The 23,776-nt window shown below is 64.4% G+C and carries 23 protein-coding genes and 1 riboswitch; of the genes, 14 read left to right on the top strand and 9 right to left on the bottom strand.

The annotated features are described in order from the left end of the window. The first annotated feature begins 64 nt into the window (after nt 1–64). Nucleotides 65–260: riboswitch (cobalamin riboswitch) on the top strand. A gap of 36 nt (nt 261–296) precedes the next feature. The 4 genes from NLY36_RS03985 to cobO are packed head-to-tail and all read left to right on the top strand — an operon-like array spanning nt 297 to nt 2,414. Then, nucleotides 297–476, top strand: a complete 180-nt coding sequence (locus NLY36_RS03985) for a CbtB domain-containing protein (protein WP_023670784.1) — start codon at nt 297–299, stop codon at nt 474–476. A 15-nt stretch (nt 477–491) separates the two neighbouring features. Continuing rightward, nucleotides 492–1,295 (top strand): CbtA family protein, encoded by an 804-nt coding sequence (locus NLY36_RS03980; RefSeq protein ID WP_023735903.1) that lies wholly within the window; start codon nt 492–494, stop codon nt 1,293–1,295. Beyond that, nucleotides 1,288–1,800 (top strand): bifunctional adenosylcobinamide kinase/adenosylcobinamide-phosphate guanylyltransferase, encoded by a 513-nt coding sequence (gene cobU, locus NLY36_RS03975; protein WP_023735902.1) that lies wholly within the window; start codon nt 1,288–1,290, stop codon nt 1,798–1,800. The genes NLY36_RS03980 and cobU overlap by 8 nt, the downstream gene beginning before the upstream one ends. Next, nucleotides 1,800–2,414, top strand: coding sequence for a cob(I)yrinic acid a,c-diamide adenosyltransferase (gene cobO / locus NLY36_RS03970; RefSeq protein ID WP_023698319.1), 615 nt, complete (start codon nt 1,800–1,802; stop codon nt 2,412–2,414). Before cobU ends, cobO begins: the two co-directional genes overlap by 1 nt. A gap of 148 nt (nt 2,415–2,562) precedes the next feature. On the opposite strand, the gene cbiB is transcribed toward cobO, so the two are convergent. Beyond that, nucleotides 2,563–3,540: an adenosylcobinamide-phosphate synthase CbiB gene (cbiB, locus tag NLY36_RS03965; RefSeq protein WP_023698318.1), complete on the bottom strand. Its 978-nt coding sequence runs from the start codon at nt 3,538–3,540 to the stop codon at nt 2,563–2,565. Between cbiB and cobD the strand changes: the two genes are divergently transcribed. Next, nucleotides 3,539–4,594 (top strand): threonine-phosphate decarboxylase CobD, encoded by a 1,056-nt coding sequence (cobD, locus tag NLY36_RS03960; RefSeq protein ID WP_023735901.1) that lies wholly within the window; start codon nt 3,539–3,541, stop codon nt 4,592–4,594. The genes cbiB and cobD overlap by 2 nt on opposite strands. Next, nucleotides 4,591–5,100, top strand: a complete 510-nt coding sequence (locus NLY36_RS03955; RefSeq protein ID WP_023706115.1) for a tyrosine phosphatase family protein — start codon at nt 4,591–4,593, stop codon at nt 5,098–5,100. The genes cobD and NLY36_RS03955 overlap by 4 nt, the downstream gene beginning before the upstream one ends. A 9-nt stretch (nt 5,101–5,109) precedes the next feature. On the opposite strand, the gene NLY36_RS03950 is transcribed toward NLY36_RS03955, so the two are convergent. Then, a complete protein-coding gene (locus tag NLY36_RS03950; protein WP_023735900.1) occupies nt 5,110–5,913 on the bottom strand; it encodes a creatininase family protein in 804 nt (267 codons plus the stop codon). A 53-nt stretch (nt 5,914–5,966) separates the two neighbouring features. After that, entirely contained in the window at nt 5,967–6,350 is a 384-nt protein-coding gene (locus NLY36_RS03945; protein WP_023735899.1) for a RidA family protein, read from the bottom strand. Nucleotides 6,351–6,605: 255 nt separating this feature from the next. Between NLY36_RS03945 and NLY36_RS03940 the strand changes: the two genes are divergently transcribed. From NLY36_RS03940 to NLY36_RS03910, 7 genes are all read left to right on the top strand, one after another. Beyond that, nucleotides 6,606–7,610, top strand: a complete 1,005-nt coding sequence (locus NLY36_RS03940) for an ABC transporter substrate-binding protein (protein WP_023735898.1) — start codon at nt 6,606–6,608, stop codon at nt 7,608–7,610. Between the two features lie 2 nt (nt 7,611–7,612). Next, entirely contained in the window at nt 7,613–8,437 is an 825-nt protein-coding gene (locus NLY36_RS03935; RefSeq protein ID WP_023735897.1) for an ABC transporter ATP-binding protein, read from the top strand. After that, entirely contained in the window at nt 8,424–9,275 is an 852-nt protein-coding gene (locus NLY36_RS03930) for an ABC transporter permease (RefSeq protein WP_023670772.1), read from the top strand. Before NLY36_RS03935 ends, NLY36_RS03930 begins: the two co-directional genes overlap by 14 nt. Nucleotides 9,276–9,473: 198 nt before the next feature. Continuing rightward, nucleotides 9,474–10,775, top strand: coding sequence for a cytosine deaminase (locus tag NLY36_RS03925; RefSeq protein ID WP_023735896.1), 1,302 nt, complete (start codon nt 9,474–9,476; stop codon nt 10,773–10,775). After that, a complete protein-coding gene (locus NLY36_RS03920; RefSeq protein ID WP_031249166.1) occupies nt 10,775–12,178 on the top strand; it encodes an FAD-binding oxidoreductase in 1,404 nt (467 codons plus the stop codon). The genes NLY36_RS03925 and NLY36_RS03920 overlap by 1 nt, the downstream gene beginning before the upstream one ends. Nucleotides 12,179–12,383: 205 nt before the next feature. Further along, nucleotides 12,384–12,965, top strand: a complete 582-nt coding sequence (locus NLY36_RS03915; protein ID WP_023735894.1) for an NAD(P)H-dependent oxidoreductase — start codon at nt 12,384–12,386, stop codon at nt 12,963–12,965. Continuing rightward, the gene (locus NLY36_RS03910) at nt 12,965–13,546 is read left to right on the top strand and encodes an NAD(P)H-dependent oxidoreductase (protein ID WP_023735893.1); all 582 of its coding nucleotides are present in this window, start codon (nt 12,965–12,967) and stop codon (nt 13,544–13,546) included. The genes NLY36_RS03915 and NLY36_RS03910 overlap by 1 nt, the downstream gene beginning before the upstream one ends. 99 nt (nt 13,547–13,645) lie before the next feature. On the opposite strand, the gene NLY36_RS03905 is transcribed toward NLY36_RS03910, so the two are convergent. From NLY36_RS03905 to NLY36_RS03885, 5 genes are read right to left on the bottom strand one after another with little or no spacing between them, the layout of a single operon-like run. Further along, nucleotides 13,646–16,093: a GcvT family protein gene (locus NLY36_RS03905; protein ID WP_023735892.1), complete on the bottom strand. Its 2,448-nt coding sequence runs from the start codon at nt 16,091–16,093 to the stop codon at nt 13,646–13,648. Then, on the bottom strand, nt 16,090–17,271 hold the full coding sequence (locus NLY36_RS03900) for a pyridoxal phosphate-dependent aminotransferase (protein WP_023698309.1): 1,182 nt from the start codon (nt 17,269–17,271) through the stop codon (nt 16,090–16,092). The genes NLY36_RS03905 and NLY36_RS03900 overlap by 4 nt, the downstream gene beginning before the upstream one ends. Then, entirely contained in the window at nt 17,271–18,170 is a 900-nt protein-coding gene (locus tag NLY36_RS03895; RefSeq protein WP_023698308.1) for a homocysteine S-methyltransferase family protein, read from the bottom strand. The genes NLY36_RS03900 and NLY36_RS03895 overlap by 1 nt, the downstream gene beginning before the upstream one ends. Beyond that, on the bottom strand, nt 18,167–20,620 hold the full coding sequence (locus tag NLY36_RS03890) for a GcvT family protein (RefSeq protein ID WP_023698307.1): 2,454 nt from the start codon (nt 20,618–20,620) through the stop codon (nt 18,167–18,169). The genes NLY36_RS03895 and NLY36_RS03890 overlap by 4 nt, the downstream gene beginning before the upstream one ends. 16 nt (nt 20,621–20,636) lie before the next feature. Then, nucleotides 20,637–21,179 carry a helix-turn-helix domain-containing protein gene (locus NLY36_RS03885; protein ID WP_023698306.1) on the bottom strand — a complete coding sequence of 181 codons (543 nt, stop codon included), beginning with the start codon at nt 21,177–21,179 and terminating at the stop codon, nt 20,637–20,639. 282 nt (nt 21,180–21,461) lie between these two features. Here NLY36_RS03885 and NLY36_RS03880 point away from each other — a divergent pair, with 282 nt between their 5' ends. After that, nucleotides 21,462–22,166 (top strand): nitroreductase, encoded by a 705-nt coding sequence (locus NLY36_RS03880; RefSeq protein ID WP_023698305.1) that lies wholly within the window; start codon nt 21,462–21,464, stop codon nt 22,164–22,166. Nucleotides 22,167–22,184: 18 nt separating this feature from the next. On the opposite strand, the gene NLY36_RS03875 is transcribed toward NLY36_RS03880, so the two are convergent. Then, a complete protein-coding gene (locus tag NLY36_RS03875) occupies nt 22,185–23,627 on the bottom strand; it encodes an MFS transporter (protein ID WP_023698304.1) in 1,443 nt (480 codons plus the stop codon). Nucleotides 23,628–23,776: the final 149 nt, after the last annotated feature.

Raw genomic sequence — 23,776 nt, 5'->3', positions numbered from 1 at the left:
CGCATGGCGCATTCGCGCTGTTGGCCGGCGGAATTTGGTTTGCCGGATGCGACCGTTTCAGCCTATAGTCATGCATGTCGTCGGTTCCGTTAGGGACCAAGAGGGAATGCGGTGAGGGCTGACTTGTTGCCCAATGCCGTGGCTGCCCCCGCAACTGTGTGCGGTAGTCCTCTCCAAGCCACTGGGGATTTTTTCTTCGGGAAGGTGGGGAAGGGCGCTGATCCGCGAGCCAGGAGACCTGCCGGCGACAGGGAACTGACTTCGATGCCCTCGGGTGGAGGGCGAAAGGACAAGATATGAATACCGCTTCCGTCTCCCTCGGCGCTTCCGTCTCCTCGCAGTCGCGCTTCATGCAGCTCGTGCTTAGCGCGTTTCTGGGCATTTTCGTCGTCGGCGTTGTCGGTTTCTCGCACATCGATGCGGTCCACAATGCGGCGCACGACTATCGCCATTCGATGGCGTTTCCCTGCCACTGACGAGGATCTGACATCATGAACCTGTTTCGCAACGTCGTGTTCATCGCGGCGATCGCAGGGCTCGTGGCCGGTGTCGCTCTCGCCTGCATGCAGGCCTACGCCACCGTGCCGCTGATCCTCAAGGCGGAGGTCTACGAAAAGGCTGGTGGCGGCCATGAGCATCAGCATGCCGCGGCGCCCGCCGCCAACGCTGCGGACCCCGATGCCATGAGCACCGCCGCGCCGGCGGAAAATGCGGTGAGCAGCGCAGCACCGGCTGAAGCAGCCGCGCCGGCGGAGGACGAAGGCTGGGCGCCGGCCGACGGCTTCGAGCGTTTCGCCTTCAGTGTCGTCGCCAATATCGTCACCGGCATCGGCTTCGCGCTGGTCCTGGTGGCGGTTTCCGAGTTCGCCGGCGGCATCGGCAGCTGGCGCCAGGGCGTGTTCTGGGGTCTGGCGGGCTTTGCCGTGTTCGCGCTGGCGCCGGGACTCGGCCTGCCGCCGGAACTGCCGGCAATGCCGGCGGCCGATCTCATACAGCGCCAGATCTGGTGGTGGGCAACGGTGATGGCAACCGCGATCGGCCTTGCCCTTATTACCTTCCGCACGTCGGCGCCCCTGACCGTGCTCGCCGTCCTCCTGATCGTCGCCCCGCATATTGTCGGCGCGCCGCAGCCTGACAGTTTCGTAACGCCGATCCCGGAGGGCCTGCATCATCAGTTCGTGGTGGCGGTGACGCTGACCAATCTGGTGTTCTGGCTGGTGCTCGGCGCAGTTGTCGGCATAGTGCACTCGCGCTTCGCCGGCACCGCGACCAGCCTGCGCGACAGCTTTGCCTGATCGCAGTTTGACCTTCATCATCGGCGGTGCGCGCTCCGGCAAGAGCGCGCATGCCGAAACTTTGGCGACGGCGTTGCTGCCGCCATGGGCTTATATCGCCACCGCGCAAGCCTATGACGGCGAAATGCGCGAGCGCATCGCGCAGCACCGCTCGCGCCGCGGCGAGGGATGGGCGACCATCGATGCCCCGCTTGATCTTGCAGGCGCGCTCGAAGCTTTGCCGGACAACCAGCCGGTGCTTGTCGACTGCCTGACGCTGTGGCTGACCAATCATATGCTTTCCGACCATGATCTCGAGGCGGAATGCCGGCGGCTAGCCGACATGCTGTCGCGGCCGCGCGGGCCCTGGCTCGTTGTCTCGAACGAAGTCGGGCAAGGCATCGTGCCCGACAATGCGCTCGCACGCCGGTTTCGTGATGCCGCCGGCCGTCTCAACCAGCAGGTCGCGGCGGTTGCCGATACGGTGCTACTGATGGTGGCGGGGCTGCCGCTCAAGGTGAAATGATGACCGATATCGACGCAAAAGACGAAGAACGCCACCGCGCCAAGATGGCCAAACGCAAGGCGGTGCAGGACGCCGAGGTCGCGGAAAAGACGGTCGAGAAGGGGCTGCTGATCGTCAACACCGGACCCGGCAAGGGCAAGACCACGGCCGCCTTCGGGCTGGCGCTGCGCATGCTCGGCTATGGCAAGCGCGTCGGCGTCGTCCAGTTCATCAAGGGCAAATGGCACACCGGCGAAAAGGACGCCTTCGCGGCGTTCGGCGACCGTGTCGTCTGGCACACGATGGGCGAGGGTTTCACCTGGGAGACGCAGGATCTGAAGCGCGACATTGCGGCGGCCGAAGCCGCCTGGGCCAAGGCGCTGGAACTGATCGCCGATCCCTCGATCAGCCTCGTCGTGCTGGACGAACTGAACATCGCGCTACGCTACGACTATCTCGATCTCGACCGAGTGGTGGCGGCGCTGAAAGCGCGGCGCGAAGGTCTGCATGTCGTCGTCACCGGCCGCAACGCCAAGCCGGCGCTGGTCGAGGCGGCGGATCTGGTGACGGAGATGGGCGTGACCAAGCATCATTTTTCGGCCGGCGTGAAGGCACAGCAGGGGATTGAGTTTTGAGGGATTTCGTACCCTCCCCCTTGTGGGGAGGGTCGATCCGCGAAGCGGAGCGGGGTGGGGGTCCTCGTAGGGCGCAGTCCCCCGCCCCGGGGCTTCGCGCCGACCCTCCCCACAAGGGGGAGGGTAAAGGAAGGGCGACGATAAGCTCTCAGGACGTTACCGCGATAAGCACCGCCGACAGCAACCCGAACAGCCCAATCAGCAGATAGTCGGCGACCTGATAAAGTTTCAGCGCCTGCCTGATGTCCTGGCTTTCCGCCGCGCGCCTACCGCCTTCGCCCATATAGGCGTCCTCGACGATGACGCCGCCATAGCTGCGCGGGCCGGCGAGCGCCAGGCCGAGTGCGCCGGCCATTGCCGCTTCCGGCCAGCCGGCATTGGGCGAGCGGTGCTTTTTGGCGTCGCGCCGCACTGCTTGCCAGGCGTTGCGGGGATCGGCGCCGTCAACGAGAAAGGCGGCGGCAACGATCAGCAACGCGGTCAGCCGGGACGCCGGCAGGTTGATCCAGTCGTCGAAGAGTGCCGCCGCGCGGCCGAAGGCCTCGTGGTGCGGGGTGCGGTGGCCGATCATCGAATCGGCGGTGTTGGCGGCCTTGTAGGCGACGCCGCCGGCCAGACCGCAGACACCTGTCCAGAAGGCGGGCGCAACGATGCCGTCGGAGAAATTCTCGGCCAGGCTTTCGATGGCGGCGCGGCTGACGCCGGCATGGTCGAGCTTCTCTGGATCGCGGCCGACGATGCGCGCAACCGCAATGCGGCCGAGCGCCAGCCCGCCGGTATCCAGCGAATCGGCCACCGCCTCGACATGTTCGGTAAGGCTCTTTTGCGACAGCAGCGACGAGGCCAGGATTGCCGTGATGATCATGCCGGCAGGAAAGAGCTGCCAGAGCAGGATTTGCACGATGAAGGCGATTGCCGCCGGCACCAGCACGATCACCAGCAGCGCCTGCACGCCGCGGCGGCGACGCAGCGCGTCGGAATCAGTGTCGCGGTTGAGCCTGAGGTCGAGAAAGGCTATCAGCCTGCCGAACCAGGTGACGGGATGGCCGACGGCACGGAACAGCCAGTCCGGGTAACCCAGGATGCGTTCGATGGCCAGCGACAGGAAAGCGATCAGGATCGACATGAAGCTTTCTGATGGAGCGATTACTGTGGTGGATCACGGTGGATCCCTTGGCCGGGCGAGGGCGCTCTTCCCTCACGCGCCACAACCTTTCGTCGATCTCTCGACAGGTATCAATCCGCACTCCTACCCGCTTTTCGAGCTGCCCGCCACCGCCCTGTCACGATTGCCGGAGGCCGCGCGCCTGCGTGAACTGGCCAGGGTCGCGGCCGGCGCCTATGGCGCGCCTTCGGCCGAGAATGTGACGGTCGCCCCGGGCACGCAGATCCTGCTGCCGCGCGTCGCCTCGCTGGTCAGCCCCGGCAAGGCGCTGGTGCTCGGGCCGACCTATGCCGAGCATGCCAGGGCCGCCGCGATTGCCGGCCATGCGGTGGCGGAGGTCGACGATTTCGAGGCGCTTGCCGGAGCCGAAATTGCCATCGTCGTCAATCCCAACAATCCCGACGGGCGAGTCGTGTCGCGGGAAAGGCTGCTTCGGCTTGCCGAGACATTGCGCGCCATAGGCGGTCTGCTGGTCGTCGACGAAGCCTTCATGGATGTCGGCCCGCACGCGGAAAGCCTGGCCGGCGATGTCGGGCGGGGCGGCATCGTCGTGCTGCGCTCGTTTGGCAAGTTCTTCGGTCTCGCCGGCCTGCGGCTCGGCTTCGCACTTTCCGATGCAGCGACGGTCGAAAGGCTTGAAACGCAATTCGGCCCTTGGGCGGTCGCCGGCCCAGCGCTCGAATACGGCATCCGCGCGCTTGCCGACAGCGGCTGGCAGGCCGGCATGCGGCGGCGGCTGGCGCAGGATGCGGCGCGGCTCGATGCGCTGCTTTCGCGCTTTGGCGTTGCTGTCGCCGGCGGCACGACGCTGTTTCGCTATCTCCGGCTTGCCGATGCACCGGGGCTGTTTTCGACGCTCGGTGAGCGCGGCATATTGCTCAGGCATTTTTCCGAGCGTCCCCAGGTGCTCCGCGCGGGGCTGCCTGGAAGTCAGGAGGAATGGCAGCGGCTCGAATCGGCGCTTGCCGACTGGCACGCACGGCGCGACGATGGGTCGAAGGAGATCGCGCCATGATCCATATCTGTTCGCTGGCAAAGCTTGAGGAGACGGTGGCCAAAAGCGGCGCCGAGCGCGTGCTGTCGCTGCTCGCTGCCGGCACCGAGGTGACGCGGCCGGCCTCAATCGCGAGGGAAAACCACCTGCATCTGGTCATGCACGACATCGCGGTGGCGCAGGACGGCATGACCATGCCCGGCGAAGACCATGTGCGCAATCTGCTCGATTTCGCCCGGAAATGGGACCGCGCCAAACCCATGGTCGTCCATTGCTATGCCGGCATCAGCCGCTCGACCGCCTCGGCCTATATCATTGCGGCGGCGCTCGCCCCGAAGCGCGACGAAGTCGAACTTGCGCAGACATTGCGGAAGCTTTCGCCCTCGGCGACACCCAATCCACGGTTGATCGCCGTCGCGGATGCTCTGCTCTCACGACAAGGCCGCATGATCGAAGCGATCGAAGCGATCGGGCGGGGCGCCGATGCTTTTGAGGGTACGCCTTTCGTGTTGAAGATCGACGGCTAAGGCGGCCCGCTATGCCAGCCAGTCGGCAAGCTTCGCCTTGCGCACATCCTTCAACAGGGTGATGAAGCCGTCGGCCTGATGCTCCGCCGTCAGTCGGCCTTTCTCGGCCGTGGCAATGCTGGCATCGCCGACCACGCCGTTGGGGTTGAGATCCCCAGCGATCCAGGCGAAAGCGTGCGTTCCGGTGTGGCGCAGCAGCGCAAATTCGGTTTCGGCGCGGGCGACCTTGGAGGCGAAATTGTCGGCCTTGGCCATGTCGACTAACTCCGGGCGAAAATGCAGCATCAGCGAGGTCTCGACGTCGCCGCCATGGATGCCATGGCGGTCCTCAAGCTCGGTGTACATGCCGGCGGGGCGGCCGAAGCGCTGCCAGCTGGTCTTCACCGCCAGCATCCTCTCACGCACGCGCAGCTCGCGCGTGACGATGCCCATGATCTCTTCATTGCCGCCATGCGAGTTGACGACGATCAGTTTCCTTACGCCTGCGCGGGCAACGGACAGGCCAAGCTCGGTCCAGGCACCGACCAGGGTGGCCGCCGGCAGGGTGAGCGTGCCCGGCGCCTGCAGATGCTCGTTCGACTTGCCGACCGTTTGGACCGGCAGGATGCGGATGTCGAGATCGCCGGGCAGGCGGGCGATGACCGTCTCCAGCATGCCGTTCATGATCGAGGTATCGGTTGATACAGGCAGATGCGGGCCGTGCTGCTCGATCGCCGCCACCGGCAGCACGGCAATCGTCGCCTCCGGATCGATCGCGGCGTATTCGGTGGTCCGGTAGTCGCCCCACCAAACGCGTCTGTTTGCAACGGTCATGTCATGCCTCTTGACTGTGAGGGAGACCTAGCGCGACAAACGTCGCCTGTCGATCACCCAGCCGCAATCGCCTCGACCTCGACCTTGAACTCCGGCCGCGCAAAGCCTGACACGATCATCAGCGTCGAGGCGGGCGCGGGGCTGGCAAACAAGCGGTCGCGGACGTCCATATAGGGCCGCAGAAAGGCGCGGTCGGTGACGTAGGCGTTTATGCGCACGATGTCGCCTAGCCCCAGCCCGGCTTCAGCCAGAATCGCCGCTATGTTTTGAAAGCAGAGCTCGGCCTGCGCGCCGGCATCCTCGGGGATCTGGTCGTCCGCCGTGATGGCGACCTGACCGGAGCACAGAACCAGCCGCTTGCCTGGCGGCACCTCGACGCCGTGGCTGTAGCGGGCGAAAGGCGGCTTGATCGACCTCGGCGCGAGGTATCTGAACATGGCAATCTCCTGTCTGCGAGACCAGCCTAAGACGTGACCGATAGTACGTTCAAGATGTGGTGCATGGCACAAGGGCGATTGTGGACAGGCGTCCAAAAAATAGGCACGATGCCTCCCGCACAGCATGACCCGTCTGGTGTTGGCAGTGACTGCCGCGCAAGCAGGCGGCCCGGGCGGTGGCATGTGTCTTGCTTCTTGGATCAATGGTGTCGAGCCCGGCGCGTGACGCTCCGGAGCCAACAAAGGGTGGTGTCGATGTACGGAAAACAGAAGATTTCAGCGCTTGCGGTCGCGCTGCTTGGAGCCGGCACGTTCGGCGCGGCAGCAAACGAGAAGGTCACCTTCGGCACCAACTGGCTGGCCGAGCCCGAGCATGGCGGCTACTACCAGGCCGTCGCCGACGGCACCTACGCTGCATGTGGCCTCGACGTGACGATTTCGCAGGGAGGTCCGCAGGTCAGCGGGCGGCCGCTGCTGCTGGCCGGCAAGCTCGATTTCTACATGGGCGGCAATCTGCTGTCGGCCTTCGACGCCGTCCAGCAGGGCATCCCGATGCGCGTCGTCGCCGCCGATTTCCAGAAGGACCCTCAAGTCATCATGTCCCACCCGGGGCAGGAGCTGGACAAGTGGGAGGATTTGAAGAACGCCGACCAGTACATTCTCGGCGACGAGGGCGTCCAGACCTTCTTCCAGTGGATGGTCATCGAACTCGGTTTCGATGCCGCCAAGCGCGTGCCCTACACCTACAACACCGCTCCATTCCTGGCCAACAAGAAGTCGATCCAGCAGGGTTACGTCACCTCGGAGCCTTTTGCGGTCAAGAAGGAAGGCGGCTTCGTGCCCAACCAGTTCCTGCTCGCCGACTATGGCTGGGACACCTATTCGACGACGATCGAGGTGATGCAGGACACGATCGACAAGCGGCCGGAGGTGGTCCAGTGCTTCGTCGATGGCTCGGCCAAGGGCTGGTACAACTACCTCTACGGCGACAACAAGGCCGCCAACGAGATGATCAAGAAAGACAACCCCGACATGAGCGACGAGCAGATTGCCTTCTCGATCGAGCAGATGAAGAAGTTCGGCCTGGCCGATTCCGGCGACACCGAAAAGCTCGGCATCGGCGCCATGAACGAAGACCGGATCAAGAGCTTCTATGACAAGATGGTCAAGGCCAAGGTCACGCCCGAGGGCATCGATATCAAGAAGGCCTACACGCTGGCCTTCATCAACAAAGGTGTCGGGATCGAGCTGAAGAAGTAGTCGTGAAGCTGGAAAAGATGGCGCAGGCGCCCATGAGGGCATCGGGTGAAGGCCCAATGCTGCTGACGCTGCGCCATGTCGGCAAGGTGTTTTCCAATGGCGTGACTGCATTGAGCGACGTCGATCTCGCCATCCGCGAGGGCGATTTTGTCAGCCTTCTCGGGCCGTCCGGCTGCGGCAAGTCAACGGCGTTGAGGCTGATCGCGGGCCTGTCGACGCCGACATCCGGTCAGCTCGACTGGGGCGGTTCGATCGACCGCGCCAATATCGGCTTCGTCTTCCAGGAACCGACGCTGCTGCCCTGGGCCAATGTATTCGACAATGTCTGGCTGCCGCTCAGGCTGAAAGGCGTGTCGCGCGCCAAGGCGGCGCCGGCGGTGACGGAGATGCTGGAGCGGGTGCACCTGACCGGCTTCGAGAACGCCGTGCCGCGCGAGCTTTCCGGCGGGATGAAGATGCGCGTCTCGATCGCACGCGCGATGGTGACGAAGCCGCGCATTCTGCTGATGGACGAGCCGTTCGCCGCACTCGACGAGATCACCCGCTTCAAGCTCAACAACGACCTTCTGGAGCTGTGGCAGGACGAGCGCTTCACCGTCGTCTTCGTCACCCACAGCGTCTTCGAAAGCGTGTTCCTGTCCAACCGCGTCGTCGTCATGGCGGCGCGGCCGGGCCGCGTCCATGCCGAGCTTGCCATCGACGCCTCCTATCCGCGAGACGAGGTTTTCCGCACTTCGCCCGACTATGCCGCGCTCTGCCGCCAGGCCTCGGACATCCTGGTCAACGCCATCAACACATCAGCCGGACCGCACCATGACGGCCATTGACCAGAATGCCGCAACGCTCGACGCGGAAGAGGCGGGCCGCGTACGCCAGGAGCGGCTGGAGCGGATCGGCCGGTGGGTCTTGCCTTTGGCGATCATGATCCTGGCGATCTGGCTGTGGGACCGCATTTGCGTGTGGAACGCGATCCCGCAATATATCCTGCCGCGCCCCGGCGTGGTGCTGTGGACGCTCTATAGCGATGCGGGGCTCCTGTTCTCCGCGCTGCTGGTCACGTTGCGCATAACCTTTCTCAGCCTGCTGCTCGCGGTCGTCGGCGGCGTCGGACTGGCGGTGCTGTTTGCGCAATCGAAATGGGTGGAGATGTCGTTCTTTCCCTTCGCCATCGTGCTGCAGGTAACGCCGATCGTGGCGGTCTTCCCGCTCATCAACATCTATGTGGACAACCAGACGGTGAAGCTTTTGCTTTGCGCCTGGATCGTTGCGTTCTTCCCGATCCTGTCCAACACCACGCTCGGCCTCAATTCGGTCGACCGCAATCTGCGCGACATGTTCAAGCTCAACGGCGCGACGCGCTGGCAGCAATTGCGCTATCTCAGACTGCCGGCGGCCATGCCGTATTTTCTAGGAGGCTTGAAGATAGCCGGCGGCCTGTCGCTGATCGGCGCCGTGGTGGCCGAGTTCGTCGCCGGCGCGCAGGGGCAGTCGTCGGGGCTGGCGTCGCGCATCATCGAGGCCGGCTACCGCCTCAACGCGCCAAGGCTGTTCGCGGCGCTGATCCTGATCTCGCTCACCGGCATATTGATCTTCCTGGTGCTGTCGCTGGTGTCGCATCTCATCCTGCGCCGCTGGCACGAGAGCGCGCTGAAGCAGGAGCGGTAGGGGGTTGGGTGACGTGATTGAGATGCTGGCGCGAAACACCCCCCTCTGGCCTGCCGGCCATCTCCCCCTCAAGGGGGGAGATTGGACGTCATCCGGGATTTCGCCAATTATCGACGTTGGAAGACGGGTGCTGTCGGAAAAGCTGCCAATCTCCCCCCTTGAGGGGGAGATGCCCGGCAGGGCAGAGGGGGGCGGTCCTTGATACCGACCTCTGGCTCGTACCATCTCACCAACGTCCGCCTTCACCGGTCGCTGACATCAGGTCTTGCCCCCACTTACGACATCGACGGTTTCGCGCTGGCCGACATCGCCGTCGCCGACGGTAAGCTCTCCAGCATCGCCGCGCACAAGAAATCAAAAGCGCCAGCCACCGCCATCGACCTTGCCGGCCGCATCATCCTGCCGTGCTTCGTCGACTGCCACACCCATATCGACAAGGGCCAGATCTGGCCGCGCAAACCCAATCCCGACGGCAGTTTCATGGGCGCGCTCAATGCCACCGGCGCCGACCGTGCAGCGCGCTGGAGCGCCGAGGACGTGGCGCGGCGCATGGATTTCTCTTTGCGCTCGGCCTACGCGCACGGCACCAAGGCCTTGCGCACTCATCTCGACAGCGTGCCGCCACAGGAGGAAATCTCCTGGCCGGTGTTCGAGGCGATGCGGGAGAAATGGCGCGGCCGCATCGAATTGCAGGCAGCCTGCCTGCTCGGCATCGAAGGCGTGCGCGACAGAAAGTGGTTCGAGAGGCTGGCCAAGCGTGTGGCTGCGGCCAAGGGCGTGCTCGGCGTCGTCACCTATATGGTGCCGGATCTCGAAGAGCTTCTCGACAAGGTGTTCGCCGAGGCGAACAGGCACGGGCTCGATCTCGATTTCCACGCCGACGAGACCGACGACATCGCGGCGATATCGCTGAAGAAGATCGCCGAGGCGGCACTGTGGAACGGTTTTGAGGGCAACATGCTGGTGGGACATTGCTGCTCGCTGGCGCGCCAGCCGGATCTCGACGTGCTCGATACACTCGACAAGGTGGCCAAGGCGCGGCTGGCGGTGGTGTCGCTGCCAATGTGCAATCTCTATCTGCAGGACCGGCGTGCCGACCAGACCACGCCACGCTGGCGCGGCGTGACCCTGCTGCATGAGATGAAGGCGAGGGGCATCCCGGTCGCGGTCGCCTCCGACAACACCCGCGATCCGTTCTATGCCTATGGCGATCTCGACATGCTGGAGGTCTACCGCATGGCGACGCGCATCCTGCATTTCGACCATCCGGTCGGCGACTGGCCGCAGACGGTGGCGGCGACGCCGGCCAAGGTGATGCGGCTCGACGGTGTCGGGACACTGACAGCCGGTGGCAGCGCCGATTTCATCGTCTTCAAAGGGCGGAGCTGGACGGAATTGCTGTCGCGGCCCGAATCGGATCGCATCGTCGTGCGCGACGGCCGAGCGATCGACAGGCAATTGCCCGATTATGCCGAGCTCGACGAACTGATGGTGGAATGATGGATGTTTCGGCGCTCAAACGCGATCTCGACGGGATAAAGCTCGACGACAATCCGGCCATCGTCCAGCAGAAGAGCCGCGACTTCTACTGGTACAGCCCGGTGCTGAAGCAGCAGCTCGACCACGTCACCGGCGACCTGATCGTGACACCGAAGACCGAGGCCGAACTGATCCGTGTGCTCGCCGCTTGCCACCGTCATGGCGTTCCGGTGACGCCGCGCGGCAGCGGCACCGGCAATTACGGCCAGGCGATGCCGCTATCGGGCGGCGTGGTTTTGAACCTTGCCGAGATGAACGAGATCAAGGCCATAGCGCCGGGCCGCGTCGTCACCGGGCCGGGCGCGATCCTCGCCGACATCGACAGAGCGACGCGCGCGCATTCCGGGCAGGAACTGCGGCTGTCGCCGTCGACCTACAACACCGCCTCGATCGGCGGCTTCATCGCCGGCGGCTCGGGCGGCGTTGGCTCGATCAATTTCGGCGGTCTGCGTGATTTCGGCAATGTGCTGCGGCTGCGCGTCGTCACCATGGAAACCGAACCGAAGGCGCTCGAACTCACCGGCGAGGATTTGCACAAAGTCACCCACGCCTATGGCACCAACGGCATCATCACCGAGGTCGAGATGCCGCTGACTGCAGCCTATGAATGGATCGACGTGATCGTCGGCTTCGACGCTTTCATGCCGGCAGCCCGCTACGGCAACGCGCTGGCACGCCAGGACGGCATCCTGACCAAGCTGATCACGCCGATCGCCGCGCCCGTGCCGCAGCTCTATTTCAAGCGCCACCAGAAGTTCTTCCGGGACGGGCAAAGCATCTGCGTCGTCATGGTTGCCCGGCATGGGCTAGACGCGTTCCTCGCCTTCACCCGCCGCGCCGGCGGCGAGGTCATCTTCAATGCCGCGACGGCCACGGACGAAGAGAAAAAGGGCCTGCCGCCGGGCTTCGAGCTGGCGTGGAACCACACCACGCTCAGGGCACTGCGGGTCGATCCCGCGATCACCTATCTGCAATCGCTCTATCCGTTTCCCAACCAGCTGGCGCTGGTGGAGAAGATGGACGCGATGTTTCCGAACGAGGTCTTTTCGCATCTCGAATTCGTGCGCCTCGACGGCAACATCACCTGCTTCGGCCTGCCGCTGGTGAAATTCACCACCGAGGCCCGGCTCAACGAAATCATCCGGCTGCATGAGGAGAACGGCTGCCCGATCTTCAACCCGCACCGCTACACGCTGGAAGAGGGCGGCATGAAGCAGACGGATGAAATCCAGCTCGCCTTCAAGCGCGAGACCGATCCGCAAGGCCTGCTCAATCCCGGCAAGATGATCGCCTGGGAAAATCCGGATTACGACTATCGCTCGGGCCGGACTTTTTTGTTCAAGGGGTTGCAGAAAGCAGAATGAGCAGAGGTTTGAGCTTGAGCACCCCCCTCTGTCCTGCCGGACATCTCCCCCGCAAGGGGGGAGATTGGCAGCCTGAACGCCGCGGCCAATCTGACACGCTGACAATTAGTGAAAGCGATGCGGCAGTCCGATCTCCCCCCTTGCGGGGGAGATGCCCGGCAGGGCAGAGGGGGGTGCCTCGCGCCCACCTCGCAAGTATTTCCCCATGAAAGTCCTCGTCCTCTACGCGCATCCGGTGGAGATCAGCTTCAATGCAGGCCTGCACCGCACCATCGTCGAGCGGCTGACGGCGGCCGGCCATGAGGTCGACGATTGCGATCTCTATGCCGAGGATTTCGACCCCAGGCTGACGCGCGGGGAGAGGCTGGATTATCACAACCAACGCAGCCCTGCGGACCCGGCCGCGCCCCATGTCGAGCGTTTGCTGCGGGCTGAGGCGCTGGTGCTGTCATATCCCGTCTGGAACTACGGCTTCCCGGCCATCCTGAAAGGCTTTTTCGACCGCGTGTTTCTGCCCGGCGTGTCGTTCAAATTGGTCGACGGCAAGGCGCGGCCTTCGCTCCACAACATCCGCAAGCTGACCGCCGTCACCACCTATGGCGGCAGCCGGTTCCGCGCCATGCTGATGGGCGATCCGCCGCGCAAATTGGTCAAGCGGATGCTGCGCGCGACGATCAGGCCCGGCGCCTCGGTGTCCTACCTCGCGCATTATTCGATGAACCTGTCGACCGAGAAGACCCGCGCGGCCTTCATGGCCAAGGTCGCGGCCGGGATGGATGAATTCTGATGCGCGTGCTGGTGGTCTATTGCCATCCGGTGCCCGAAAGCTTTTGCGCCGCCATCAGAGATGCCGCAGTCGATGTGCTGAAGGCACGCGGCTGGGAGGTGCGGCTGCTCGACCTCTACGCCGAAAAATTCGACCCGGTGATGGGTAGCGAGGAGCGGCGCGCCTACAATGAGCGGGCGCCGGAGGATCCGGCCCTAAAACCGCATTTCGAGCATCTCGCCTGGGCTGAGGCGATCCTGTTCATCTATCCGACCTGGTGGTACGGGCTGCCGGCCATGCTGAAGGGCTGGCTCGATCGGGTCTGGGCGACCGGTGTCGCCTTCAAGCTGGGCAAGGGGCGCATCACGTCGCTGATGACACATGTCACCAGGGTCGGCGTCATCACCACCTGCGGCGCGCCGACCTGGTGGAGCGTCGTCGTCGGCCAGCCCGGCCGCAAGACCTTGCTGCGCGGTATGCGCGCGCTGTGCGCCCGCCGCTGCCGGACGTTTTTCCTGGCGCACTACCTGATGGACGCCTCCACGCCAAGGACGAGGGCGGCGTTTCTGGTGAAGGTGCTGGCGAAGCTGGAGCGGTTTTGAGCTTCTTCACCCTCCCCCTTGTGGGGAGGGTCGCGCAGCAAAAGCCGCTTCGCTCCGACTGCGAGCCGACCCTCCCCACAAGGGGAGGGTAAAAAGGTGCTACATCCTCGTCCGTTCCGCCTTGGGATCGTACATCGGTTTCAGCGATGCTTCCGCCGGAAAGCGCTCGCCGGCGATCTCGATCTCGTAGGACGAGGCCAGCAGATCCGCCTCGCTCTCGCCCTGGCAGGGCACATAGCCCAGCCCGATCGCGCCGCCGAGATGGTGGCCGTAGTTGCCTGATGTGATCGGGCCGACGATCTTGCCGTCGCGAAGGATCGCCTCGTTGTGGAAGAGCAGAGGCTGCGGGTCCTTCAGCCGGAACTGCACCAGCCGGCGCGACAGGCCGGCTTCTTTTTTCTTCAGCACCGCATCGCGGCCGATGAACTCGCCCTTGGCGGTTTTGACCGCAAAGCCGAGGCCGGCCTCCAGCACATTGTCCTCGTCGGTGATGTCGTGGCCGAAATGCCGAAACGCCTTTTCGATGCGGCAGGAATCCAGCGTATGCAGGCCGCAAAGTTTCAGGCCGACATCGCCGCCGGCCTCGTCGATCGCCTCGAAGACATGAGCCGCCTGGTCGGTCGAGACATAAAGTTCCCAGCCGAGTTCGCCGACATAGGTGACGCGGTGGGCACGGGCGAGGCCCATGCCGATCTCGATCTCCTGGAAGGTGCCGAACGGATTGTTCTCGTTGGAGAAATCGTTAGGGCTGACTTTCTGGATCAGCTTTCGCGCATCCGGACCCATCAGGCAGAGCACGCTTTCTGCCGCCGTCACATCGGTGATGACAACGAATTCCTCGCCGACATGCCGCCGCAGCCAGGCGAGATCGCGTTGCAACGTCGCGCCCGGTACGACGAGGAAATAGGCCGTGTCCGACAGCCGCGACACGGTAAGATCGCTCTCGATGCCGCCGCGCTGGTTGAGCATCTGAGTGTAGACGATCTTGCCCGGCGCCACGTCCATGTCGTTGGCGCAGAGCCTTTGCAGGAACGCGCAGGCATCGCGGCCCTCGACACGGATCTTGCCGAACGAGGTCATGTCGAACAGGCCGACCTTGTTGCGGACCGCCAGGTGTTCCTCGCGCTGGTTGTCGAACCAGTTCTGCCGCTTCCAGGAATAGCGGTATTCGCGCTCTTGCCCTTCGCGGGCGAACCAGTTGGCGCGCTCCCAGCCGGCGACTTCGCCGAAGACCGCGCCGCGCGCCCTCAGGTGTTCATGCAGGGGCGATCGCCTGACATTCCTGGACGTTGCCATCTGCCGGTAGGGGAAATGGTCGGCATAGAGCAGGCCGAGCGTCTCGGAGACCCGCTCCTTGAGATAGCGGCGGTTCTTCTGGAATGGCTGGGCGCGGCGGATGTCGACTTCCCAGAGGTCGAAGGGCGCTTCGCCGTCATTGATCCACTGCGCCAGCACCATGCCGGCGCCGCCGGACGACACGATGCCGATCGAGTTGTAGCCGGTCGCCATCCAGTAGCCCGACAGCTCCGGCGCTTCGCCGAGATAGTAGCGGTCGTCGGGGGTAAAGCTTTCGGGGCCGTTGAAGAAGGTGTGAATGCCGGCGGTTGCCAGCATCGGCATGCGGTTGACGCCCATCTCGAGGATCGGCTCGAAATGCTCCATGTCCTCCGGCAACTGGTCGAAGCAGAAATCCTCGCTTATGCCGTCCATGCCCCAGGGCTTGGCCACCGGCTCGAAGGCGCCGAGCATCATCTTGCCGGCGTCTTCCTTGTAGTAGGCGCATTCATCGGGAACGCGCAGCACCGGTAGACGACCGAGCCCGGGGATCGGCTCGGTGACGAGATAAAAATGTTCGCAGGCATGCAGCGGGATGGTGACGCCGTTCTGGGCGCCGAGTTCGCGCGCCCACATGCCGGCGCAGTTGACGACGATGTCGGCCTCGATCGTGCCCTGGTCGTCGCCTTGCGCCCACGACACGCCGGCAACGCGACCGGCCTTGGTGTGGACCTTGGTGACCTTCACATTCTCGACGACTGTGGCGCCGCGCTGGCGGGCGCCCTTGGCCAGCGCCATGGCGATGTTGGCCGGATCGCATTGGCCGTCGAGCGGCAGATGCACGGCGCCGACCACATCGGACACGTTGAGATGCGGGTACATCTCCTTGACTTCACCAGGCGAAATCTCGCGCACATCGACATCGAAGGCGCGGGCGAGCGAGGCCTGACGGTAAATCTCGTGCTTGCGCTCCTCGGTCAGCGCCACGGTGATCGAGCCGACCTGGCGCATGCCGGTGCCGACTTCGGTCTCGGCCTCCAGCTTGACGTAGAGGTCGGCCGAATATTTCGCCAGCCGCGTCATGTTCTGCGAGCCGCGCAGCTGGCCGATCAGGCCGGCGGCGTGCCAGGTCGTTCCCGAGGTCAGCTGCTTGCGTTCCAGCAGCACGATGTCGGTCCAGCCGAGCTTGGCCAGGTGGTAGGCGACCGAACAGCCGGAGACACCGCCGCCGATAATAACCGCGCGGGCCTTGATGGGAATGCTTCTGGTCATGCGGCCTCGCGGCGATAGCCGGATGCGAAGCGGCGCAGGCGTTTTGCGGCTTCCTGAAGCACCGGTTCCGGTTGGCAGAGGCTGATGCGGATGTGGCCGGCAGCGGCCTTGCCGAAGCTGGAACCCGGCATGACGCCGACACTCTCCTGGTCGAGAAAGGCCCAGGCGAATTTCTCGTCGTCGGGCTCGACGGCGGAGATGTCGAGCATGACATACATGCCGCCCTCGGAGCCGTGCACGCTGACATTGTTCATGCCGCGCACGGCGTCGAGCAGGACGGTGCGGCGCGCCGCATAGCGTTCGGCGATCTCCTTGACGCCAAAGCGGTTCTCCAGCGCCTCGGCGCAGGCGATCGAGATGAAGGCCGGCAGGCCGTAGGTCGTCACCAGATTGAGATTGGTCAACAGCGTGATCATCTGCGTCGGGCCGGTCAGCCAGCCCATGCGCCAGCCGGTCATGCCGTGGCTCTTGGACATCGAATTGATGACCAGCGTGCGCTCGGCCATGCCGGGCAGGCCGCGCGGCGAGATGTGCTCGCCGCCGCCGAGCGTCCAGTAGACCTCGTCCGACAGCAGCCAGAGATCGTGCTCGCGGCAGATCTCGGCCAGCTCTTCCAGACGCTCACGCGAATAGACGGCGCCGGTCGGGTTGTTCGGCGTGTTGATCAAAATGGCGCGCGTGTTGGGCTTGAGCGCCGCGCGGATCATCTCGGCGTGCGGCTGGAAACCGTCTCCGGCCGGCGTCTCGACGACGGTGAAGCTGGCGCCGGCGGCGCTGAAGGTGTTGGGATAAGTCGCGTAGTAGGGCGCCACCACGATGGCGTGGTCGCCCTGGTCGAGAACGGCCTGCACCGCCGCGTAAAGGGCGGCCTGACCGCCCGGCGTGGCGATGACTTGGTCAGGCGCCGTCTCGACCCCGGTGCAAGCGGTCGAGGCCGCCGCCATCGCCCTGCGCAGGCGCGGAACGCCGGACAGCGGGGTGTAGTGATGGTTGCTGCCGCGAACCGCCGTCACGCAGGCTTCGATCGTCTGGCTCGGCGTATCGAAATCATGGTCGCCGACCGACAGCATGATGATGTCCTGGCCGGCCTCCTTGCGGGCCCATGCCTCGGTGTGGACCTCCCAGCCATCTTTGCCCGAAGGCACGATGCCGGAAATGCGCGATGAGGGTCTGGGCATCAGGATACTCCCGAGATTTCGTGGCCGGCCTGTTCGAGCTGATCGCGCAACGCGGCGATGTGGGCAGGGCCGACTTCGCAGCAGCCGCCGACGATGGTGGCGCCAGCGGCGACCCAGCCGAGCGCCTGGTCGGCATAGGCATCCGGATCAAGGTCGTGGCGTGCGTGCAGCACTTCGACCGTTCCGCCATGCTTGAGCGCTTCGACAGAGGTGAAGCCATTGGCATAGGCGCCGACCGGGCCGCCGAGGGCAATCAATTCGGGCAGTGCCGCGACGATAGTTTCTGGCCGGCAGCAATTCACCAGGCGCGCTGCAACCGTCAGGCCGTCGAGGGCGTCCGCCGCTGCCGCTATTGTTTCGCCGCTGCGCAGCCGCGCCGCGCCGTGATCGGCGAGCGTCCAAGATACCCAGACAGGTTTGCCGCTTTCCGACGCAGCGGTAACGGCCGCACGGCCTTCCTCGGCTGAGGCCATGGTCTCGCACAGGAACAGGTCGACGCCATCGGCCTGCTCGGCGACGATGCGGCGATAGATGTCCAGCGTCTCCTGGAACGATATGGTCAGCGCCGGCGCATAGCTGCCGAACAGCGGTGACAGGCAGCCGGCGATCGCTGCATCGCCTGCCTCGTCGCGTGCCTGTCTTGCCAATTCGATGCCGCGCTTCTGCAAGGGCTTGAAGAGGTCTTCTGCTCCTTCCCGCGCGAGCCGCTCCGGCGTTGCCGAATAGGTGTTGATGGTGATGACGCGAGCGCCGGCCCGGATGAATTCGGCATGCAGGTCACGCACCAGATCCGGCTCGTCGATCAGCACCCTGGCCGACCAGAGCGGCGTCGGCTCGGAGCTGCTGCGGCGGACCAGTTCCTGGCCCATGCCGCCATCGGTGAGAATGACTTTCTTCATGCTCTCAGTCTTTCGTTTTTCGGATCCCACAGCGGCTCGTCTTTCTGCACGACTGCCTTGAAACGATCGCCAAAAATTTCAATCTCGATCGCGGTATCGGGTTCAGCCAGGTCGGCGCGCAGCATGCCGAGCGCGATCGATTTGTCGATGCGATGCCCCCAGCCGCCGGACGTCGTCTCGCCGACGATCTTGCCGTCATGCCAGAGCGTCGACACGGACGGCGCGTCGCAATCGCCGGGGTTTTCGACCACCAGCGTGACGAAGCGCTTCTTCACGCCTTGCTGCTTTTCGTTCTGCAGGGCTGCCTTGCCGCGGAAGTCGGGCTTGTCCCATTTGACGAAGCGCTCGAGCCCGCCCTGCAGGACCGTATAGTCGGTCGACAGGTCGCCCTTCCAGGTCCGGTAGCCCTTTTCGAGGCGCAGCGAATCCAGCGCATACATGCCGAACGGTTTCAGACCGTGTTTTTGTCCCGCCGCCCAGATGGCGTCGAAGATGGCGGCGGTGTCTCCCACCTTGGTGTGGATTTCCCAGCCGAGTTCGCCGGCGAAGGATACCCGCACCAGCTTCGCCCAGCGGCCGGCGATGGTGGTTTCCTGATGCGTCAGCCAGGGCAGCGAGAGATCCGCGCCGCAGACCTCGGCCAGGATCTTGCGCGAATTGGGGCCCGCGAGGATTTGCGTCGAATAGTCTTCGGTCCTGTCGGTGAGGGTGAAAGCTGCGTCCTTCGGCAGGCGCGACTTCAGCCATTCGAAATCGTGCCACTGCGCTACCGCCGCGGTGATCAGCGTCATCTGCTCTTCGCCATGGCGCACCACCGACATCTCGGTGACGATGCGGCCCTTGTCGTCGGCGAAATAGGCGAGGCCGATGCGGCCGGGCTTGGGCACCAGGCCGGTGACCTGCAGCGCCAGCCATTCGGCTGCGCCAGGACCTTCGAGGTTGAAGCGCGAGAAGCCGGGCAGGTCCAGAAAGCCGGCGGCGTCGCGCACCGCCAGGCATTCTTCGCGCACGCGGTGCTGCCACGGCCCGTCGCGGCGGAAGGTGAGTGTTGCTTCTTCCGACGTGTCGTCACCGGGTTGCGCATACCAGGTGGCACGCTCCCAGCCATTATAGGCGTCGAACTGGGCGCCGAGCGCCTTGATGCGATCGTGGATCGGCGACAGCTTGCGGTCGCGCCCGGCCGGCCAGGCATGGCGCGGGAACTGGATGGCGTATTCGTTGCCGTAGATCTCCATGCCCTTGGCGACGCTATAGTCGGGGGCGGCCGCAAAGCTGGTGAAACGGCGCGGATCGCAAGACCACATGTCCCATTCGGTCTGGCCCTGCGTCACCCATTCGGCCAGCACCTTGCCGGCGCCGCCGCCCTGGGCGATGCCGAAGGTGAAGACACAGGCCTCGAACGCGTTGGGAACGCCGGGCATCGGACCGATCAGCGGATTGCCGTCCGGCGCGTAAGGGATCGGCCCGTTGATCACCTTGGACAGGCCGGCAGTGCCGAGAATCGGCACGCGGGCTACGGCATCGGCAAGGTAGTGCTCGAGACGGTCGAGATCGTCGGGGAAGAGCTGGAAGGAAAAGTCCTCCGGCATCGGGTCGTTGTGGGTTGCCCAATGCGCGCGGCAATTGCGCTCATAGGGACCGAGATTCATGCCGTTCTTTTCCTGGCGCAGATAGTAGGAGGTGTCGACGTCGCGCAGCAGCGGCAGCTTCTTGCCCTGCTCCTTCGACCAGGCCACCAGTTCGGGGATTTCCTCGAACAAAATGTACTGATGGCTCATCACCATCATCGGGACGTCGCGGCCGAACATTTTGCCGACTTCCGCGGCTCGGTAGCCGGCGGCGTTGACGACGATCTCGCAACGGATCTCGCCTTGCGGCGTCTCGACAACCCATTCGTCGTTCTCGCGGCGCACACCTGACACCGGACAGAAGCGGACGATCCTGGCGCCTATGTCGCGCGCACCCTTGGCCAGTGCCTGCGTCAGCTGCGCGGGGTCGATGTCGCCGTCGTTTGGATCGTAGAGCGCACCTTTGAGGCCATGCGTCTCGATGAAGGGATAGCGGCGCTTGATCTCATCAGGGCCGACAATGGCGATGTCCATGCCCTGGTAGCGGCCCATGCCCTTGGCGCGCTGGAACTCCTGCATGCGCTCCTTGGTGTGGGCGAGGCGGAGCGAGCCGGTAACGTGGTAGTTCATGGGATAGTCGACCGCGTCGGCGAGACCGCGATAAAGCTCGGTCGAATAGCGCTGCATGTTCATCAGCGACCAGGACGACGAGAAGGTCGGCACGTTGCCGGCGGCATGCCAGGTTGAGCCCGATGTCAGCTCGTTCTTTTCAAGCAGCACGCAATCGGTCCAGCCCGCCTTGCAAAGGTGGTAGAGCGAGGAGGTGCCGACGACACCGCCTCCGATGATCACCACGCGTGCCGTGGTCGGCAAACCGGCCATATTAGAAATCCCTCGTTCAATAAACAGGCGGCGAAACCACCCAGATGACCACGGCCGGCTCGGTGCCGGGATTGCGCCAGCGGTATGGCTTGCGCTCGAAGCGGAACGAATCGCCTTCGCCGAGCCGGTGCCAGACGCCGGCTATCTCGATCTCGAAAATGCCAGAGGCGATGTAGCCGGCTTCCTCGGTTGGCCGCAGCTGCTCGCTCTTCATCTCGGCGCCCGGCGCGAAGATCGAACGCACCATCTCGAAAGTACCGCCGAGATCGGGCGACAGAAGCTCCTCCACGAGGCCGGATTCGCTTGTGCCAAGCGTGCGCCGGCTGCCGGCGCGCACGATGACGCCGCGCTCCTTCTCGATCGGCACGTCGTGGCTGAAGAACAGGCTGAGCGGCACGCCGAACAGGTCTGCGAAGGCCCTGAGGTCGCCAAGTGAAGGGATAGACAGGCCGCGCTCGACCTGGCTGACCCAGCCGACAGAGCGGCCAAGCTTCAGCGCGATCTCAGCCAGCGTCAGCCCACGCGCCTTGCGGAGCGCACGGATGTCGCTCGCCAGCAGGCGCTCGTCAGGTCCCTGCAACGTTTTGGGGATAGCTGGGGGCAAAACGCTCACTTGATGAAAATCCGGAAATGAATTTCATGAGAGCTCATGTCCGTGAAAAAATCAAGCTAATTTTCATGGGCACACAAGATTTGCTTGCGCGATTTTGGAGGTTCATGCAAAGGCTCTGGCACGAGCGGCGGGTGTGGGAATGCGGGTCGGCGACCAAGGATTGAAATCTGCGCAAGGTCTTCTCCGATAGCCGGTTCGGCTTTCGAAGTGTGCGCAAAGGGACGGCCCATGCTGGAAAAAAATGGCCTGGCAGCGCAAAACGCGGCTGTTGTCGATGAGGCGATCATCTCGCGCCGTTCAGTGCGCGCCTTCCTGCCCGACATGGTCGATGACGAGACGATCCGAGCCATTCTTGGCGTCGCCGCGCGCGCGCCTTCGGGCACCAATATGCAGCCCTGGCGGGTCTATGTCGTCAAGGGCGACGTCAAGCAGCAGATCACCGATGCCATCCTGAATTCCGGTATCCGCGCCGAAAAGGCCGATTGGGACGAGTATCGCTATTACCCCACCCAGTTCTTCGAGCCGTATCTCACCCGCCGCCGCGCCAACGGTTTCGGGCTCTATGGGGCACTCGGCATCGGCCGCCGCGAGGTCGACAAGATGCGCGCCCAGCACGACCGCAACTTCGTCTTCTTCGACGCGCCGGTCGGCATGATCTTCACCATAGACCGGCGGCTGAACCAGGGCTCGTGGATCGACTACGGAATGTTCCTGCAGAACATCATGGTGGCCGCGCGAGGCAGGGGCCTGCACACCTGCCCGCAGGCCGCCTTCGCGCCCTATCACCGGCAGATCCGGCCGGTGCTCAACATCCCCGATGAGGAGATCGTCGTCTGCGGCATGGCGCTCGGCCTCGAGGATACGTCGAAACCCGAAAACGACTTCCGCACCGACCGCGTGCCGCTGGAAGAATGGGTGACATTCAGCGGCTAGGCCTCGGCTACCGGGGCCTTATTCCACGTTCATCTGCGCGCCGTGGCCGCTGACATGGGCGCCGTCCTGCGGTGTCAGTCTGAGATAGGCGATCAGCGCGCACAACGTGATGACGCCCTCGACCACGAACAGGATGCGGAAATCGTTGGTCACCGCCGGCCTGCCGCCAGCCAGGAACGACAACAGCGCCGCCGCCAGGCCGACGCTGATCGCCACCCCCAACTGCCACAGTATGTAGTAGAGCGCGCTGAAGCGGGCGAGCTGGTCGGGCGCGATGTCGGAATAGGCGAGGTTGCCGGTCGAAGCCCACTGCGCCGAGCGCAGAACGCCGAAGGCAAAGATATAGACGAGCACGATCCAGACCGGCGTTGTCGCCTCAATCAAGGCGAAGCCCGCTACCATGGCAGCAACGATCGGCGTGTTGACGACCAGCACGCGGCGAAAGCCGAAACGGTTGAGCAGGCGCGGCATGAAGACACGCATGATCAGCGAGCCGATTGCGGCGACGAAAGTCAGCGATCCCGCCTGCACCGCGCTCATGCCGAAGCCGAGCTGGAACATCAGCGGCAAAAGGAAAACGACCGAGCTCAGGCCGATCGTGTCCAGCCCACCACCGGTGAGGAAAGAGATGCGAAAGGTGCGGATGCGCAGGAGTTTCAGGTCAAGCAAGGGGTTGCGGGCGCGCAGGCAGTAGAAGGAGGCAAGCGTCAGGATGACGATCGCCAGCGCCAGCTCGGCCGCGATCATGCTGCCGGCGGCGTCTTTGGCCGCAAGCGAATCCATGCCGAAGACCAGCAGGACCATGCCGCCGCCGACCAGCAGGAAGCCCGGAAAATCGAACGGCGTGCGCACCGGCTTGGTGACCGTCGGAAACAGCGAGGCGGCAAGGACGGCGGCCGCCAGCGCGAACGGCACGTTGATGAAGAAGATCCAGCGCCATGAAATGTAAGTCGTCAGCGCGCCGCCGACGAGCGGGCCGACCAGCGGTCCGGACTGGCCGGCCAGTGAGATATACATGTTGATCTTCAGCGTGCGGCTGCGCGGGAAGGTCGACAGGATGACGACCTGGCCGAGCGTCCCGATCAAGGCGCCGCCGAAGCCTTGCAGCGCGCGGGCGCCGACCAGCGTCCAGATGTCGTTGGACAATCCGCACAGCGCCGATGACGCGGCGAACACCAGCAAGGCGAAGCAGTAAACGTTGCGCAAGCCGAAGCGGTCGGCGGCCCAGCCGCCGAGCGGCATCGAGATGATCAGGCTGGCGACATAGACGGTGATCAACAGGCCGAGCTGGCTCGGCGGCCGGCCGAGGCTGTCGCTGATGCCGGGCAGGGCGGTGACCACGACATTCTGGTCGAGGCTGGTCATGAACACGCCGCAGGCGACCGTCAGCGGCAGCAGGAGCAAGGCTCTGGCCGACACATCGGCGCGATCCGTGGCGCCGGCGGATAGTGATGCGGTCATGGGGATGTTCGAACCAAACGAGGATGCCGACTCTAAAGAAGGGGTTTTCAGACCCCCTTTGGACCGTTGGGCGGCCACGTTTATCCATCATGGGCGTCTAGCGCGGGATTCTCTAGCGGCAGAGCCGGCTGGCCTTGATGCCAGTGGCG

This window comes from Mesorhizobium sp. C399B, from assembly GCF_030323185.1.
Classification (GTDB): Bacteria; Pseudomonadota; Alphaproteobacteria; order Rhizobiales; family Rhizobiaceae; genus Mesorhizobium.
The sequence above is the reverse complement of the archived record's forward strand: the minus strand, read 5'-3'. Positions and strand labels throughout refer to the sequence as shown.

Bases quoted from the DNA above. Each gene is read 5' to 3' on its own strand.
- cbiB (WP_023698318.1), bottom strand. From the start codon at position 3,540: ATGTCGATCCTGATCGCTTTCCTGTCGCTGGCCATCGAACGCATCCTG.
- NLY36_RS03940 (WP_023735898.1), top strand. From the start codon at position 6,606: ATGTACGGAAAACAGAAGATTTCAGCGCTTGCGGTCGCGCTGCTTGGA.
- cobO (WP_023698319.1), top strand. From the start codon at position 1,800: ATGACCGATATCGACGCAAAAGACGAAGAACGCCACCGCGCCAAGATG.
- NLY36_RS03945 (WP_023735899.1), bottom strand. From the start codon at position 6,350: ATGTTCAGATACCTCGCGCCGAGGTCGATCAAGCCGCCTTTCGCCCGC.
- NLY36_RS03880 (WP_023698305.1), top strand. From the start codon at position 21,462: ATGCTGGAAAAAAATGGCCTGGCAGCGCAAAACGCGGCTGTTGTCGAT.
- NLY36_RS03895 (WP_023698308.1), bottom strand. From the start codon at position 18,170: ATGAAGAAAGTCATTCTCACCGATGGCGGCATGGGCCAGGAACTGGTC.
- NLY36_RS03915 (WP_023735894.1), top strand. From the start codon at position 12,384: ATGAAAGTCCTCGTCCTCTACGCGCATCCGGTGGAGATCAGCTTCAAT.
- NLY36_RS03910 (WP_023735893.1), top strand. From the start codon at position 12,965: ATGCGCGTGCTGGTGGTCTATTGCCATCCGGTGCCCGAAAGCTTTTGC.
- NLY36_RS03920 (WP_031249166.1), top strand. From the start codon at position 10,775: ATGGATGTTTCGGCGCTCAAACGCGATCTCGACGGGATAAAGCTCGAC.
- NLY36_RS03875 (WP_023698304.1), bottom strand. From the start codon at position 23,627: ATGACCGCATCACTATCCGCCGGCGCCACGGATCGCGCCGATGTGTCG.
- NLY36_RS03955 (WP_023706115.1), top strand. From the start codon at position 4,591: ATGATCCATATCTGTTCGCTGGCAAAGCTTGAGGAGACGGTGGCCAAA.
- NLY36_RS03985 (WP_023670784.1), top strand. From the start codon at position 297: ATGAATACCGCTTCCGTCTCCCTCGGCGCTTCCGTCTCCTCGCAGTCG.
- NLY36_RS03950 (WP_023735900.1), bottom strand. From the start codon at position 5,913: ATGACCGTTGCAAACAGACGCGTTTGGTGGGGCGACTACCGGACCACC.
- cobD (WP_023735901.1), top strand. From the start codon at position 3,539: ATGAAGCTTTCTGATGGAGCGATTACTGTGGTGGATCACGGTGGATCC.
- NLY36_RS03980 (WP_023735903.1), top strand. From the start codon at position 492: ATGAACCTGTTTCGCAACGTCGTGTTCATCGCGGCGATCGCAGGGCTC.
- NLY36_RS03905 (WP_023735892.1), bottom strand. From the start codon at position 16,093: ATGACCAGAAGCATTCCCATCAAGGCCCGCGCGGTTATTATCGGCGGC.
- NLY36_RS03930 (WP_023670772.1), top strand. From the start codon at position 8,424: ATGACGGCCATTGACCAGAATGCCGCAACGCTCGACGCGGAAGAGGCG.
- NLY36_RS03890 (WP_023698307.1), bottom strand. From the start codon at position 20,620: ATGGCCGGTTTGCCGACCACGGCACGCGTGGTGATCATCGGAGGCGGT.
- NLY36_RS03900 (WP_023698309.1), bottom strand. From the start codon at position 17,271: ATGCCCAGACCCTCATCGCGCATTTCCGGCATCGTGCCTTCGGGCAAA.